Origin of the sequence: Devosia equisanguinis (genome assembly GCF_900631955.1) — a bacterium.
Lineage (GTDB): Bacteria > Pseudomonadota > Alphaproteobacteria > Rhizobiales > Devosiaceae > Devosia > Devosia equisanguinis.
The window spans coordinates 135,038-150,207 of record NZ_UZWD01000023.1 but is presented as its reverse complement, the minus strand read 5'-3'; the positions used below and the strand labels follow the sequence as shown (position 1 = coordinate 150,207).

At 64.1% G+C, this 15,170-nt stretch carries 12 protein-coding genes and 1 pseudogene; 5 read left to right on the top strand and 8 right to left on the bottom strand.

All coding sequences use genetic code 11. From position 1 onward, the window contains the following. Positions 1–108 precede the first annotated feature (108 nt). The 4 genes from DEVEQU_RS08470 to DEVEQU_RS08455 are packed head-to-tail and all read left to right on the top strand — an operon-like array spanning position 109 to position 5,612. On the top strand, positions 109–2,511 hold the full coding sequence (locus DEVEQU_RS08470; RefSeq protein ID WP_223214152.1) for a glucan 1,4-alpha-glucosidase: 2,403 nt from the start codon (positions 109–111) through the stop codon (positions 2,509–2,511). Then, on the top strand, positions 2,508–3,530 hold the full coding sequence (gene gnd / locus DEVEQU_RS08465; RefSeq protein WP_386849541.1) for a phosphogluconate dehydrogenase (NAD(+)-dependent, decarboxylating): 1,023 nt from the start codon (positions 2,508–2,510) through the stop codon (positions 3,528–3,530). The genes DEVEQU_RS08470 and gnd overlap by 4 nt, the downstream gene beginning before the upstream one ends. 2 nt (positions 3,531–3,532) lie before the next feature. Beyond that, positions 3,533–4,942, top strand: a complete 1,410-nt coding sequence (gene zwf, locus DEVEQU_RS08460) for a glucose-6-phosphate dehydrogenase (RefSeq protein WP_126150144.1) — start codon at positions 3,533–3,535, stop codon at positions 4,940–4,942. Beyond that, entirely contained in the window at positions 4,932–5,612 is a 681-nt protein-coding gene (locus DEVEQU_RS08455; protein WP_126150143.1) for an ROK family protein, read from the top strand. Before zwf ends, DEVEQU_RS08455 begins: the two co-directional genes overlap by 11 nt. A 15-nt stretch (positions 5,613–5,627) precedes the next feature. On the opposite strand, the gene DEVEQU_RS08450 is transcribed toward DEVEQU_RS08455, so the two are convergent. Next, complete coding sequence (locus DEVEQU_RS08450; protein ID WP_164550327.1) at positions 5,628–5,993, bottom strand: DUF3088 domain-containing protein; 366 nt, start codon at positions 5,991–5,993, stop codon at positions 5,628–5,630. 204 nt (positions 5,994–6,197) lie between these two features. Between DEVEQU_RS08450 and DEVEQU_RS08445 the strand changes: the two genes are divergently transcribed. Further along, positions 6,198–6,749 (top strand): flavin reductase family protein, encoded by a 552-nt coding sequence (locus DEVEQU_RS08445; RefSeq protein ID WP_223214151.1) that lies wholly within the window; start codon positions 6,198–6,200, stop codon positions 6,747–6,749. A gap of 379 nt (positions 6,750–7,128) precedes the next feature. Here the strand turns inward: DEVEQU_RS08445 and DEVEQU_RS08440 are convergent, their stop codons facing one another. From DEVEQU_RS08440 to DEVEQU_RS08410, 7 genes and pseudogenes are all read right to left on the bottom strand, one after another. Further along, complete coding sequence (locus DEVEQU_RS08440) at positions 7,129–8,052, bottom strand: ABC transporter substrate-binding protein (protein ID WP_126150141.1); 924 nt, start codon at positions 8,050–8,052, stop codon at positions 7,129–7,131. Positions 8,053–8,116: 64 nt separating this feature from the next. After that, positions 8,117–9,147: pseudogene (locus tag DEVEQU_RS08435) on the bottom strand (LLM class flavin-dependent oxidoreductase). 69 nt (positions 9,148–9,216) lie between these two features. After that, positions 9,217–10,149 carry an ABC transporter substrate-binding protein gene (locus DEVEQU_RS08430; RefSeq protein WP_126150140.1) on the bottom strand — a complete coding sequence of 311 codons (933 nt, stop codon included), beginning with the start codon at positions 10,147–10,149 and terminating at the stop codon, positions 9,217–9,219. A gap of 89 nt (positions 10,150–10,238) precedes the next feature. Beyond that, a complete protein-coding gene (locus tag DEVEQU_RS20265; RefSeq protein WP_126150139.1) occupies positions 10,239–12,011 on the bottom strand; it encodes an amino acid ABC transporter permease/ATP-binding protein in 1,773 nt (590 codons plus the stop codon). Positions 12,012–12,106: 95 nt separating this feature from the next. Next, positions 12,107–12,655, bottom strand: coding sequence for a GNAT family N-acetyltransferase (locus DEVEQU_RS08420; protein WP_126150138.1), 549 nt, complete (start codon positions 12,653–12,655; stop codon positions 12,107–12,109). Positions 12,656–12,722: 67 nt separating this feature from the next. Continuing rightward, entirely contained in the window at positions 12,723–14,057 is a 1,335-nt protein-coding gene (locus DEVEQU_RS08415) for an LLM class flavin-dependent oxidoreductase (protein WP_126150137.1), read from the bottom strand. A gap of 17 nt (positions 14,058–14,074) precedes the next feature. Further along, on the bottom strand, positions 14,075–15,085 hold the full coding sequence (locus tag DEVEQU_RS08410) for an MsnO8 family LLM class oxidoreductase (protein ID WP_126150136.1): 1,011 nt from the start codon (positions 15,083–15,085) through the stop codon (positions 14,075–14,077). Between the last annotated feature and the right edge of the window lie 85 nt (positions 15,086–15,170).

Below are 15,170 nucleotides of genomic sequence, written 5' to 3'. Positions count from 1 at the left end.
CGAAGCTCGTGGCGCGATCCGTATCCATTTGCGAGCAACGTCCATTGTGCCGACGCGTTTTCGCGCTAGCATCCTGCCAGCGTTCTGTTCTGATCCGAAAGACTTCCCATGCGTCTACCGTCCGACCCCATGCTGGATTTTGCGCCCGGCGCGCCGGGGATTGCGCCCCGCTGGACCTCGAGCGCCAAGAGCGGGGTGGGCACGGCGTTGTCGCGGCATTCCCCGCTCTGGTTCACGCTCAGCCATGGCGTGGTCAACGAGGTCTATTTTCCGCGCGTCGACAGCGCCTGCACCCGCGATTTCGAGCTCTTGGTGGTGGGACCGGATGGCTATTTCTCCGAGGAGAAGCGCGACTGCGAGAGCACCACACGTCAGGTTGAGGATGGCATTCCGGCCTTTTCCGTCAGCAATCGCTCGCGCGATGGTCGCTACCGCATCGAAAAACATGTCATCTCCGATCCGGCGCGGCCCAGTCTCATCCAGAAGGTCACATTTGCCCCGCTGGTGGGCAGTCTCGCCGATTATCGAGTCTATGCGCTGCTGGCCCCGCATCTGGTCAATGCCGGCATGGACAATTCCGCCTGGATCGGCGAGCAGCGCGACATCACCTTGCTCTATGCCAGCGGGCGCTCCCGCTATCTGGCGCTGGGCAGTTCCTTGCCCTGGCGCAGCCGCTCGGTCGGCTTTGTCGGTGTCTCGGACGGCTATCAGCAATTGAGCCGCAATGGCCGGCTCGAACCGCAATATCAGCGCGCCGATGACGGCAATGTCGCCCTCTGCGCCGAGATTGGTTTTGATGGCGACAACAACGTCGAGCTGGTCGTGGGTTTCGGGCAGTCCGAAACCGAGGCGGGTGCCAATGTGGGGGCCAGCCTGCGCGAAGGCTGGGATCGGGCGTTCGCCGATTACTGCAACAACTGGCGCGGCTGGCAACAGAGCCTCAAGCCACTCGACCAGCTGCGATCCGGCGCGATCAATGCCTACCGTGTCTCCACCGCCGTGCTCGCCAGCCACCGCGCGGTTGACCGGCCGGGTGCAGTGGTGGCCAGCCTTTCCATCCCCTGGGGCCCGACCAAGGGCGACGACGACATGGGCGGCTACCATCTGGTGTGGCCGCGCGACCTGGTCGAAACCGCCGGCGGTTTCCTCGCGGCGGGCGACGAGCGCGAGGCGCTCAGCATTCTCGAATATCTGCGCGAGGTGCAATTGGCCTCCGGCCGCTGGGCGCAGAATATGTGGCTGGATGGGCGGCCCTATTGGCGTGGCGTGCAGATGGATGAATGCGCTTTTCCGATCCTGCTGGCCGATCTCTTGCGCCGCAAGGGCGTGCTCGATGGTACCGCGCTTGGGCGCTATCTGCCGATGATCCGCCGCGCTGCCGGCTACATCGTCGCCAATGGTCCGGCCAGCCGACAGGACCGCTGGGAAGAGGATGGCGGCTATAGTCCGTTCACGCTCGCTGTCGAAATCGCGGCGCTGCTGGCGGCGGCCGACCTGCTCGATGACGCCACTGCCGCAACGCATCTGCGCGAAACCGCCGATTGCTGGAACGAGCAGATCGAGAACTGGACCTATGTTCGTGACCCTGACCCGGCGCTTGGCGTCGCCGGCTATTATGTCCGCATGGGTAACGACGTCGCTACCGATATCGCCGATGCCGGCTCCGGCGTCACGGTCATTCGCAACCAGGTGCTCGGCAAGTCGGCATTGCCCTCCCGCCAGGTGCTGAGCCCGGATGCTCTGGCGCTGGTGCGCTTCGGCCTGCGCGGAGCCGATGATCCGCGTATCCTCGACACGGTGACGATGCTCGACGCCACCCTCAAGGTGGAGCTGCCGCAAGGACCGCTCTGGTATCGCTATACCGGCGATGGCTATGGAGAACACGAAAGCGGCGAAGCCTTTGATGGCACCGGGCAGGGCCGGGCCTGGCCGCTGCTGGCCGGCGAACGCGCGCATTACGAGCTTGCTGGCGGCCGCGTCGAAAATGCGCAAAGCCTCCTCCGAACGCTCGAAGCCTCCGCCAGTGTCGAGGGTTTGTTGCCCGAGCAGAGTTGGGACGCCGACGATGTGCCCCGGCGCGAGCTGTTTCGCGGCCGCCCCTCCGGCAGCGCCATGCCGCTGGTCTGGGCGCATGCAGAGCACATCAAGCTATTGCGCTCGCTGGCTGATGGCGCGGTGTTCGACATGCCGCCGCAGACCCATGCGCGTTATGTCGCCGGCACTTCGCCATCAAACCTGCGCATCTGGCGGCTAAACAATGCCATCACTCATGTGCCGGCGGGCAAAAGCCTGCGGCTCGAACTGCCGGCGCCGGCGCTGGTTCATTGGGGGCTGGATGACTGGCAGCAGCCTACGGACACGAAAACGCGCGATAGCGGCCTTGGAACTCATGTGGCCGATCTCGACATATCCAATCTCGGGCCGGGCAGGGCGGTGGTGTTCACCTTCCTCTGGCTTGAAGACAATCGCTGGAATGACAACCGTTTCGCGGTTCAGCGCGTCAGCGAATAAGCGTCAAACAGGAGCTTTCTATGCAGCTGGGAATGATCGGTTTGGGCCGTATGGGCGCCAATATGGTGCGGCGCCTGATGCGGGCGGGACACCAATGCGTGGTCTATGACGTCAATCCGGCCAATATTGCCGCCCTGGTGGCCGAGGGCGCTATCGGCGCCACCGATATGGGCGATCTGCTGAGCAAGCTCAATGGCCCGCGCGCCGTCTGGATGATGCTGCCTGCCGCGATCACCGGGCGCATTGCCCGCGAGATCGCCGCCCAGATGGCGCCGGGCGATATCCTGATCGATGGTGGTAATTCCAACTATCGCGATGCCGTGGACCTCGCCACCGAGCTGGCGCCCAAGGGCGTCGCCTATGTCGATGTCGGCACCAGTGGCGGCGTCTGGGGGCTGGAGCGCGGCTATAGCCTGATGATCGGCGGCAGCACGGAGCCCGTCAAAACGCTCGATCCCATTCTGGCCTCGCTGGCTCCGGGGGCGGATGGCTCCGGCGGCACGTCTGGGACAACCGATACAGCGGTGCAGGGCTATCTGCATTGCGGTCCGGCCGGCGCCGGCCACTTCGTCAAGATGGTTCATAACGGTATCGAATACGGCATCATGGCCGCCTATGCCGAAGGCCTCAACATTCTCAAAGCAGCCGATGCGGGCAAGGAAAAGCGCGATGCTGACGCCGAAACCGCGCCGCTGCACAATCCCGAATATTACCGCTTCGACATCGATCTTGCCGCCGTCACCGAAGTGTGGCGCCATGGCAGCGTCATCGGCTCCTGGCTGCTCGACCTGACCGCGCAGGTGCTCAAGGACGACGCCACGCTGTCGCGCTTCGGCGGCAAGGTCTCCGATTCCGGCGAGGGCCGTTGGACCTTGCAGGCGGCCATCGAAACCGGCGTGCCCGCGCCCGTGCTTTCCTCGGCGCTGTTCAATCGCTTTGCCTCGCGCGACAATGACGAGTTCGCCAACAAGCTCTTGTCGGCCATGCGCTATTCCTTCGGCGGCCATCAGGAGAAATGAGCATGTCCAAGCCATTGCTCGATCGCTCCGACGCGCTGGTGGTGTTCGGCGTCACCGGCGACCTCGCGCACAAGATGATCCTGCCCTCGCTCTACCAGATGGTGCGGCGCGGCCATCTCAACGAACCTATTGTCGGGGTCGCCTTTGACGACTGGGATATCGACAAGCTGGCCGAGCGCGCCCGCAGCGGCATCATCAAGCAGTTCGGCAGCGTCGATGAAGCCGTGTTCGCCCGCTTCAAGGCGCAGTTGCGCTATGTCAGCGGCGACTACAAGAATGCGGAGACCTTCGAAAAACTGCGCACGGCGCTGGGCGGCGCCGCGCATCCGCTCTACTACCTGGCCATCCCGCCCTCGCTGTTCGGCACCGTCATCGACGCCCTCAAATCAGCCGGTATCGCCAAGAAGTCCCGGCTGATGGTGGAAAAACCCTTCGGCCATGACCTTGCATCCGCCCAGGCGTTGAACGCCGTCCTGCATCGTGCCTTTCCCGAAGAGGCGGTGTTCCGCATCGACCATTTCCTCGGCAAGGAAGCGGTGCAGAACCTGCTCTATTTCCGCTTCGCCAATGGCTTTCTCGAGCCGGTGTGGAACCGCACCTATGTCGAGAGCGTGCAGATCACCATGGCCGAGGATTTCGGCATTGCCGGTCGTGGCAAGTTCTACGACGAGGTCGGCTGTATTCGCGACGTGATCCAGAACCATCTGGTCAATGTGCTGCTGCTCCTGGCCATGGAGCCTCCGGTCACCAGCGCTTCCGACGATCTCAGTGACGAAAAGGTGCAGATTCTCAAGGCCATGCGGCCGTTGACCGAGGCCGATGTGGTGCGCGGCCAGTTCGAGGGCTATCTGGACGAGCCCGGCGTCGCCCCTGATTCCAAGGCCGAGACCTTCGCTGCCGTTCGCCTTTTCGTCGATACCTGGCGCTGGAAGGATGTGCCCTTCTACATCCGCGCCGGCAAGCAATTGCCGGTCCGCGCCACCGAGGTGGTGGTGCGCTTCCGCAAGCCACCGGTGGCCCTGTTCGACGATGTGGCCGAGTCACAGGCCAATTATGTTCGCTTCCGCGTCGGCCCCCAGGTGATGATCGGCATTGGCGCCCGCCGCAAGGCTCCGGGCAGCGACATGGTCGGCGAGCCGGTCGAACTCGACGCGGTCGATGACACCACCGACGACATGATGCCCTATGAGCGGTTGATCGGCGATGCTATGGACGGCAAGCGCCAGCTCTTCACCCGCCAGGATGCCTCCGAACTCGCCTGGCGCATTGTCGATCCCGTCCTGGCGCGGCGGACCGATCCGGCGCCCTATAAGCCTGGCAGCTGGGGGCCGGTCGAGGCCATGGCCGGGTTCGAACCGCCTGGCGGCTGGGTCGACCCCGGCAAGGAAGGGGTGATCGTCCATGGACACTGACAACCTCACCGTCCTCGCCATCGATATCGGCGGCTCGCATGTCAAAATCCGCACCAGCGCGGGAGGTGAGGAGCGCAAGGCTGTCTCCGGACCGAAAATGAACGCCGCCGGCATGGCCGACGCCGTCGAAAAGCTCGCCGCGGGTCTCGACTTTGACGTCCTGGCCATCGGCTATCCGGGCCCGGTGGTCCACGACAAGGTCCTGAGCGATCCGCATAATCTGGCCCCCGGCTGGGTCGGGTTCGACTTCGCCAAGCGTTTTGGCAAGCCGGTCCGCATCGTCAATGATGCGCTGATGCAGGCCATCGGCAGCTATGAGGGTGGCCGCATGCTGTTCCTCGGCCTCGGCACGGGGCTGGGTGCCGCCATGATCGTCGACAATGTCGCCCAGCCTATGGAACTGGCGCATCTGCCTTACCGCAAGGGCCGGACCTATGAGGACTATCTCGGCGAAGCCAGCCTCGAACAGCGCGGCCATGACAAATGGCAGAAGCACGTCTTTGCCGCCGTGGAGCAGCTGACCGCCGCGCTCGAGCCGGACTATGTGGTCATCGGCGGCGGCAATGTCACGAGGCTCGATGCGCTGCCACCCAAGGCCCGGCGAGGCGACAATGCCAATGCCTTCAAGGGCGGATTCGCGCTCTGGCTCGACAAGACGCTGATGGTGTAATCACGCGCCGGCCTTCTAGGCCTCCACCGGTTGCGTCAGTGGGCGGAGGAGGCGCGGGAAGCCGTGGCGAGTGGCAAGCAGGTCGAGAATGCGGTCGGTATCTGCGATAAAACGGATGTCGCCGTACTGGTGCGCATCGGCCGGCGGGTCTTCGCCCAGTATCAGTAGCGGCAGCGCCTGGTTCTCTTCGCCCACCAGGGCCACTACGGCGGCGCGTGGGCGGGGGAAGGGCACGCGAACCACCTCGATATCGAGCGCCAGCTGCGGAAAGCTGGCCAGAAGCCCCTCGATCTGGTTGCAGAACGGGCACACGAACGGCCCGTCCTCGCGGCCGGGAACATGGAAATCGGGGGCGATGAGATAGAGAGTGTCGTCAGCCAAGGCGGTCACCAAAGAGGAGTGTGCGAAACGGGTGTAGGGCCAGAGTAAAGTGCGATGATTATAAGTCTATAGATTTAGTAGATATATATTTTCCGCCTCTGCCGTCCGGTAACAAACTGTGCTCCGCGCCGATCTCGCGGCTCCGGGAAGGGGCCGCTACTCTTTCCAAACGCCAATCATGGCGCGCAGTTTTGGAGAGGTCTCGTGTCGATCGTCGATATCGCAAACTTCCTGCCGGCCAACAAACCGGCGGTTGATGTCAGCGCCTTCAAGCTGGCCATGCGCAATCTGGCCGGTGCCGTCAGCGTCATCACCGTCGGCAATGGTCCGCAGCGGACCGGGTTCACCGCCACATCGGTGTCATCCTTTTCCGTCGATCCCCCCGTCATTCTGGTGAGCCTCAACAAGGCGTCGTCGTCCTGGCAGGTTTTGCGGGAAACCGCTTCTTTTGCGGTCAATATCCTGACCGAGGCGCAAAGTGGCGTGGCGGACCGTTTCGCCGGTCGCGGGGGCATCAAGGGCAATGACCGCTATGTCGGCTGGGACTGGGATCAGCTGGACAGTGGTGTTTTGGGGCTCAGCGCCGCGCTGGCAGTGCTCGATTGCGATGTCGACGAAATCATCGAGCGCCATTCGCACGCTCTGGTGTTCGGGCGTGTGCGCAGTGCCGATGTCGCCGACCGCCAGTCGCCCTTGCTCTACTGGAACGGGCAATACCAGCAATTGCTCCCCAATCGCGACCCGTTCAGCGCCTAGCGCAATCGATACTTCCACCCCAAAGCCCGCGTCCTCCCCGGAGGCGCGCGGGCTCTTGTCATTTAGCGCGAAGGGCAGCGCCGTCGGAATAGGCCACAGTCTCGCCGATCTTGAACATCCAGGTGTTGGATCGCCATCCTTGGCGAACCATTCGTCGCCAGCCGGGGCACCAGAGCGCCGGCTTCGCCACGCCCAGATCAGAATTTGATAGATTCGGTTAAGCAGTGTGGTGCTGACGACGTTATTCTCGGCGTCCGCGGCGGCGGTCAGATCGGAAACAGCCCTGCCGTCAGCGTACGGACGGTCAAGTTCATTTCAGTGCCTCAAAGTTGGGAAGGGAAGCGGCGACCGGGCGCGGTGCCGGTCGCCGAAATGCCGGTCAGCTCTTGGGCAGGCCGGGCGGGTTGGTCTGCGAGGCCTCGACCGCTTCGGCGCTGACGTTCCAGCGTTCCAGCGTCTGGGCGTAGAGACCGTTCTCGATCAGCCCGTTGATGGCGATAGTGATGGCGTCGGCCAGGCCCGAGCCCTTGCGAGTGGTGGCGGCGATTTCGGCCTTGACCGGCCAGCCGCCGCTCTGCACGCCAACAAGGCGGGTGTCGCCGGAGACTGCAGAGGAATAGGACAATGTCGGATTGGGGTTGAATTCGACATCGGCGCGGCCCGACTGCAGCGCCAGGGTGCTGGCAGCGCTATCGTCGTAATACTGCACCTCGATGGGCGCCAGGCCGGCTGCGACGTTCTGGCGATCCCATTCCAGGATGATCTTCTCTTGGTTGGTGCCCGCGCCGGTGATCACCTTGAGGCCGGCAATGTCCTTGGGCTCCTTGATCTCCTGGATCGGGCTGTCGGTGCGGACGTAAAAGCCCAGCACGTCCTGGCGATAGCTGGAGAAATCGAACTTCTCCTTGCGTTCCTCGGTGACGGTGACGTTGGAAATCACGGCGTCATACTTGCCGGAGGTGACGCCCAGCGGCCAATCGGCCCAGGCGGTGGCGACGAGGTTGAGCTCGAGCCCCAGCGAATCCGCGATCAGCGAAGCCAGGTCCGGATCGACACCGACGACAGTGGCGCCGTCGGTGGCATAGGTGGCGATCGGCGGATCCCAGGGCGACACCGCGACGGTGAACTTGCCGTCTGCGGCAAACTTGAAGTCGGCCGGGATGGCAGCGATGGCTTCGGCATTCGGCTCGGCCTTGAGACGTCCGGGCTGTTCCGGGCTGATATCGAATTCGGCGGCATGCCCGGCGCTCGTCAATGTGAGGAGGGCGATACCAGTGAGCAAGCCTCTGACGTGGTGTTTCATTCTGTCATGTCCTTGCGCGTGAGGGAGGGAACGAACCCGGTGCCGCGCCCGCACCGGGCCGGAATTATTCGGCGGCGATGGCGGACGCTTGCGCGGACCAGCCGAGAGCAGGCGCAATGCGGGTGATCGTGTCGGTAAGGATCTGCTCATATTCCGAGAGCGCGAATTCATACGGCAGCTCGAGCCGCAATTCGTCCACCAGCGGCAGGACCGGGTCATCGCGCAGCCATTCAACGATCTGTTCGGCCGGCCCGACGAGATCGCGCGGGAACAGCGTTCGGCGTTCGCCCTGTGGCCTCAGCGTCCGCTCGAGGCGGCCGGTCGCATAGGCCTGGTATTTCGCAATGCGGGAAGCGGGCGCTGAATCGGTGGGGACGATTACCCGGCCCAGCGCCACGCGCCCAGCCTTGTCGCCAAGCGCCGCACGCCAGGTGGAGATGAGGTTGATCTGGGCCGCATGAAAATCGTCGGTGCCTTCGCCCGAGATGACGTTTCCGGTCAACAGGTTGAAGCCGTTTTCGCCGGCCCAGCGTGCCGAAAGCTGCGAGCCCGCGCCATACCAGAGGCGATCCGCCAGCCCCGCAGCATGCGGCTGCAGTCGCGGCCGCTGCGGCCGAAGGGCGTCTGCACGAAAATGTCGTCGTCGCCGAGATAGGCGACATCGAGATGGTTGCGGAAACGAGCGATGCGCTGGTGACTGAGATCGTGCTGGGTCCAGTCGCCGTCATGGACGAGATGGCCGATGAGCTGGCTGTGCGGCGGCACGCCGGCGCTAAGGCCGACATTGAGCCGGCCGCGCGACAGCACATCGACCATGGATAGGTCTTCGGCCAGCCGGAACGGACTTTCATAGCCTATCTGGATCACTGCTGAACCCAGTTCGATGCGGCTGGTACGCTGGCTGGCGGCGGCGAGAAATACTGCGGCCGAGCCGATGCCGGGCTCGAGATGGCGCTGGCGCACCCAGGCGCTGTCAAAGCCCAGCCGCTCGCCGAAACCAATCAGCTCCAGCGTGCCTTCGATGCCGGGATAGGGGTTGGCATTGTCGAAATTGCCGGGTGTGAGAAACCCGATCCTGGTGATCTCCTGGGTCATTTTTTCCTCGCAATGCTGGAAGGAGTGGGGCGCGAGCGGCCAGGGAAGAGAACCGCCCGCGCCATGCGCTCAGGGCTTTGGCAGCCCCGGCGGATTGGTCTGCGACTGCTCGACGCCTTCGGGCGTGAGGTTCCACTGCTCCAGCAATTGGGCGTAGAGGCCGGTATCGATCAGATGGTTGATGGCGGCCGTTACCGGCTCAGCCAGCCCGCTATCCTTGCGTGTGGTGACGCCGACCTCGGCCGGGTTGGGCCAGCCGGAGCTGATGGTGCCGACCAGTTTGGTCTCACCGGTAATCGCGGCCTTGTAGGCTTGTGGCGCGTTGGGGTTGAGCTCGACATCGGCGCGCCCCGACGCGATAGCCAGCGAGGCGGCGGCGTCATCGTCGTAGTACTGGATTTCCACGGGGGCCAGGCCGGCTTCCCGGTTCAGCCGATCCCATTCGAGCGTGATGCGCTCCTGGTTGGTGCCAGAGGCAGTAATCACGCGCAGCCCGGCAATGTCCTTGGGCTCGGCAATAGCGGTGATGGGGCTGTCGGCCTTGACGTAGAAGCCGTGTACGCCCTTGCGATAGCTGGAGAAGTCGTACTTCTCCTTGCGCTCCTCGGTCACCCCGACATTGGAAATGACGGCGTCATATTTGCCGGCGGTGAGGCCCAGCGGCCAGTCGATCCAGGCAATCGGTACGATTTCGACCGGCAGGCCCAAAACTTCGCCCACCAGCCGGCCCAGATCCGGGTCGAAGCCGACTACGGTGGCGCCATCGGTGGCATAGGTGGAGATCGGCGGCGCACCGGCGGCGATGGCGATGCTGAGCACGCCGTCCTTGGCATATTTGAAATCCGCCGGCAGCTGTGCGGCGATCGCATCGACCTTTTCGGCATGCAGCCGGTTGGCAGGATCCGGGCTGAGGTCGAAGGCCTGGGCGAAGACCGCGACAGGGGCGGCGGTGAGCAACAGGGCGGCGCTGGCGAGCGCAAGGAAGGATCGTCTGGGAAGCATTTTCTATACCTTTGATGGGGTTTTGGGGACGTGCGCCATCCTGCCGCTCACCGGCATTAAGGTTGGGGATGGCGGGGATTGCGGTTTTGCTAGAGGACCTTGGCCAGGAACTCGCGCGTCCGCGTCTGGGTCGGCGCGCTGAACAGCCGTTCGGGTGGCGCGATTTCGATCACCCGCCCGCCTTCCATGAAGACGATGCGGTCGGCGACTTCGCGGGCAAAGCCGATTTCGTGGGTGACGATTACAAGGGTGGTGCCGGACTTGGCCAGTTCCTTGATCACGTCGAGTACTTCGCCCACCAGTTCGGGATCGAGCGCGGAGGTCGGCTCATCGAACAGCAGCACCTTGGGGCGGAGGGCCAGCGCCCGGGCGATGGCGACACGCTGTTGCTGGCCACCCGAGAGATGGCGCGGATAGGCATCTGCCTTGTCGGCCAGGCCGACGCGGGCCAGCAGGTCGCGCGCCTGGGCAATCGCCTCGTCGCGCGGCACGCCTGCCACCGAAACCGGCGCTTCGATGACGTTTTCAAGGGCGGTCAGATGCGGGAAGAGATTGAAATTCTGGAACACCATGCCGACACCGGCGCGGCGGCGGCGGATCGCCGGCTCCTTGAGTTCGTGCAGCGCGTCGCCGCGGCGCTCGTAACCGATCAGTTCCCCGTCGATGGCGACGATACCGGTATCGACGCGCTCCAGGTGATTGATCGTGCGCAACAGCGTCGATTTGCCGGCGCCGGAGGGGCCGATAATGGCGACCACTTCACCCGAGCCAACCGTGAGATCGACGCCGTCCAGCACCTTATTGGTGCCGAAGAACTTGTTGACTGCGTGGATGGCAATCTCGCCGCCGACCCGATCGGTGGCAAAGCCGGACTGGCGCTGTGCATTGGCGGAGAGGGGGGCGGCGACGGGCGCGACGTCTCGATCTCTGCGGGCAATGGCGCGGAACAGTCGGTCCACCAGCGGCGGCAGGGACTCGCGATTGGCGCCGCGCGAATAATACTGCTCGATCAGATACTGGAAGCCCGACAGCACCACCATGATGACCAGATACCAGACAGTGGCGACCATTAGCAGCGGGATGACTTCGAGATTGCGCCGGTAGATCACCTGCACGGTGTAGAACAGTTCGGGCAGGGCCAGGACGTAGACAATGGAGGTGGCCTTGGCCAGGCCGATGATTTCGTTGAAACCCGAGGGCAGGATGGCGCGCATGGCCTGGGGCAGCACGATGTGGCTCGCCTGGCGCCAGCGGCTGAGTCCCAGAGCTGCAGCCGCCTCATGCTGGCCCTGGTCGACCGAGAGAATGCCGCCGCGGATGATCTCCGACGAAAACGCCGCCTGGTTGAGGCTGAGGCCGATAATGGCGACCCAGAACGGGCTCAGGGTCTGCACCGTGTCGAACTGCGCCCAGAGAATATCGGTAAACGGCACGCCGATATTGATGCTGGCATAGAGGTAGCCCAGATTGTTGAGCACCAGCAGCAGCACGATCAGCGGCACCGAACGCAGCAGCCAGATATAGCCCCATGACAGGCCGGACAGCAGCGGCGATTTCGATACCCGCGCGAAGGCCAGCAAGCCACCGAGCAGGAAGCCGATCACTGCCGAGATGCCGGTGAGCAGCAGTGTGCGGCCGAGCCCAGCGAGCACCGGTTCGGAGAAGAAATACTGGGCGAACACCGCCCAGCCCCAGCGCTCATTGGTGAAGATGGAATGCAGCGTTATGGCGATGACCACAGCCGCAAAGATCGTGCCGGCGACGCGCCAGGGATGACGGGCGGGCACGATCTTGAGCCTTTGCAGGTCGCGCGGCGCCGACCGCTCATGCGCTTCAATGCCAGTGTCGGTGATGGAGGCCATGATTTGCACCTTTAGTCTACAGATTTAGTAGATATTATGTCGTCACCGACGCCGTCGGGAAGTGACGCCATTCTGAGTTTTAGGGTTGGCGGAAACTAATTGCCCGCCGCAAGAGGCTGAAGCGCATTGCCATTTCCACCGGGAAGAAGCCCGGCCGTCACGGGCAGCAGCTGCTTTTCAAATGCCAGGATCTGGATGGTTTCCGGCTCGGCCTCGAGATCGAACAGCGCCCGGTAACCGCTGCGCAGATAGAGGGCGCGGGCTTCGGGCTGGCGGAAGCCGGTGGTGAGATAAAGGCGGGTATAGCCGAGCCGGATCGCCTGTTCTTCGAGCTCCACCAGCACTTTTCGCGCCAGGCCCTGGCGGCGATGGTCGCGATCGGTCCAGACGCGCTTGAGCTCGGCGGTGGTGTCGTCATAGCGCATGAACGCCCCGCCGGCGATCGGGGTGTCGTTGCGCAGCAACAGCACGAAAGCCCCGTCAGGCGCGCCGAAGCGCTCGGGCGGATAGCGGTTCATCTCCACCGCCGCCCCGCCTTCCTCGAAATAATCGCCATAGCGGCTCTGATATTCGTAGGTGAGCTGCTCGACGAGGGGCAGGGCGATGGGGTCGTCGGCACTGGTATGGATAAAGCGCTCGGTCATGGCGGAGCCTCGGCATCGGGTCAGGGAGACGCGGCGGCAGACCCTCGGCCCGCCGCCGCTGCGGTGGTCAGCCCGCCGCCTTTTCGGCAGGCAGGGCGTAGCGGCTTTCGCGGAAGGGCAGGCCGAGATGGTCGCGCAGCGTGGTGCCGACCTGTTCGCGGACATGACGACCGCGCTGTTCGAGGACCGGCAGGACGTGCTCCTCGAAATCCGCCCAGCCCGCCGCCGAGACCGGGAAGCCCAGCACGAAGCCATCGGCCGCGCCGCTATCCACCCAGGCCTCGATCCGGTCGGCGATATGTTGGGGTGTGCCGTGGAACTCGCTGCGCGGCGTGGTCTGTTCCAGCGCAACGTCGCGCAGGCTCTGGCCCAGCTCCTTGGCCCGCGCCTTGATCTTGTCGGTGCCGGACTGGAAATTCTCGCGGCCGATATCGCCGAGTTCGGGGAAGGGGGCGTCCAGCTCATACTGGCTGAAATCGTGGTGGTCGAAATAGCGCCCGAGATAGGCCAGCGCCTCGTTGATATTCACGAGGCCGGCGATCTCCTGATACTTTCGCTCCGCCTCTTCCTCGGTCGAGCCCACGATAACGCCGATACCCGGGAAGACCTTGAGCGCATCGGCACCACGACCATGGGCCACCGCGCTCTGCTTGAGCTTTTGCGTCAGCACCCGGTTTTCCTCGATGGAGCCGGAGGCGGCAAACACGGCGTCGGCGTGCAGGCCCGCCAGATCAATGCCTGCCACCGAGCCACCAGCCTGGAACAGCACGGTCTGCCCCTGTGGCGAGCGCTGGATGTTGAGCGGCCCTTCAGCCGAGTGGAACTTGCCCTTGAAATTGAGGCGATGCAGCTTGGCGAAGTCGGCGAAGCGCCCGGTATTGCGGTCGCGCGGGAAGGCATCGTCGTCCCAGCTGTCCCAGAGGCCCTTGACGATCTCGATATGCTCGCCGGCGATCTCGTAGCGCAGGGCGTGATCGGGATGCTGCACCCGGCCATGGTTGCGGGCCGAGCCTTCGAGGGGCGAGGTCACAGCATTCCAGCCGGCACGGCCATTGCTGATCAGGTCGATGGAGCCGAACTGGCGCGCGACGGTGAAGGGGTCGCTATAGGAGGTCGAAAGCGTGCCAACGAGACCAATTGTGCTCGTCGTCGCCGCCAGCGCCGACAGCAGGGCAATCGGCTCGAAGCGGTTGAGGAAATGGGGAATGGACTGCTCGTTGATATAGAGCCCGTCGGCCACGAAGGCGAAGGCGATGCCGGCGGCCTCCGCTTTCAGGGTCTGCTCCAGCAGGAACTGGAAATTGACTGATGCATCTGCGGGGCCGGCGGGATGCTTCCAGGCGTTCATATGGCCGCCCGGACCATGCAGCATCAGGCCGAAGGGAATGCGGTTCTTGCTCATCTGGGGTCTCCGGAAAATCAGGCTGAAAGGGCACGCGGGGTGTGGGCGGCGTCGCGGGCATCGGCGATCAGCGCGATGGCGTCGAGGCGGCTGTCGCCCTGGTTGAAGAGATCGAGAATGAACTCGTCGATGCCGAAGCGATCGGCCAGCACCTCGATCTCGGCGACGATGTCGCCGCCATTGCCGGCCAGCACATTGGCCTGGCGTTTTTCGGTGGTGTAGTCGGTGACGCCGGCCTGGCGGGCAAACTCGGCCGCCTGTTCCTCGCTGCCGACCGTCACGCTCTGGCCATTGGCGATGGTGACGCGGATCGGGGTAAAGCCGGCAGCGGTTTCCCGCGCCTTGTTACCGTCGCGGTCCGCGATGACGGCGAGGGCCACGATGGGCGTCTTCTGTGCAAGATCGCGATAGGTGGACACCGCCGAAGCCAGGGCGACATCGTCGCCATTGAGGTGGCGGGCGAAAACGAACTGCCAACCGAGCTCTGCCGCCAGCGCCGCGCTTTCGACACTGGCCCCCAGCAGGAATTTCTCGCTCGATGTCGTCGGTGTCGGCGTTGCCGCCAGCCCCTCCTGGCGCTGGTCGTTGCCGGCGCCGAGATAGGCATCGAATTCACGCAATTGGCTGGCGAAATCGCCACGCCTGGCCTGGTCATAACCGGACTGCAAGGCGCGGGTGGAGAGCGGCAGGCCGCCGGGCGCCTTGCCGATGCCGATATCGATCCGTCCGGGCGCCAGGCTTTCGAGCAGGTTGAAGTTTTCGGCCACCTTGTAGGGGCTGTAATGTTGCAGCATCACCCCGCCGGAACCCACCCGAATGGACCGCGTCGATGCCGCCAGGCTGGCGATGAGAATCTCCGGGGACGCGCTGGCCAGCTCGTGGGTATTGTGGTGCTCGGCGACCCAGAACCGCTTGTAGCCAAGCGCTTCGGCGCGCTGTGCATAGGCAATGGTGCGGCGCAGCGCGACGCTGGCGGTTTCGCCCTTGGCGATGGGGCTCTTGTCGAGCAGGCTGAGGTCGAACGGCATGGAAAGCTCCCGTCAAAACAGGGCCTCACATTAAGTCTACTATTTTTATAGATAAATGGGCCTGGGCTAGTCTGCCCTGCAATTG

Coding starts and splice junctions, on each gene's coding strand:
- DEVEQU_RS08455 (WP_126150143.1), top strand. CDS start 4,932: ATGGACACTGACAACCTCACCGTCCTCGCCATCGATATCGGCGGCTCG.
- DEVEQU_RS08430 (WP_126150140.1), bottom strand. CDS start 10,149: ATGCTTCCCAGACGATCCTTCCTTGCGCTCGCCAGCGCCGCCCTGTTG.
- DEVEQU_RS08410 (WP_126150136.1), bottom strand. CDS start 15,085: ATGCCGTTCGACCTCAGCCTGCTCGACAAGAGCCCCATCGCCAAGGGC.
- zwf (WP_126150144.1), top strand. CDS start 3,533: ATGTCCAAGCCATTGCTCGATCGCTCCGACGCGCTGGTGGTGTTCGGC.
- DEVEQU_RS20265 (WP_126150139.1), bottom strand. CDS start 12,011: ATGGCCTCCATCACCGACACTGGCATTGAAGCGCATGAGCGGTCGGCG.
- DEVEQU_RS08415 (WP_126150137.1), bottom strand. CDS start 14,057: ATGAGCAAGAACCGCATTCCCTTCGGCCTGATGCTGCATGGTCCGGGC.
- DEVEQU_RS08470 (WP_223214152.1), top strand. CDS start 109: ATGCGTCTACCGTCCGACCCCATGCTGGATTTTGCGCCCGGCGCGCCG.
- DEVEQU_RS08440 (WP_126150141.1), bottom strand. CDS start 8,052: ATGAAACACCACGTCAGAGGCTTGCTCACTGGTATCGCCCTCCTCACA.
- DEVEQU_RS08420 (WP_126150138.1), bottom strand. CDS start 12,655: ATGACCGAGCGCTTTATCCATACCAGTGCCGACGACCCCATCGCCCTG.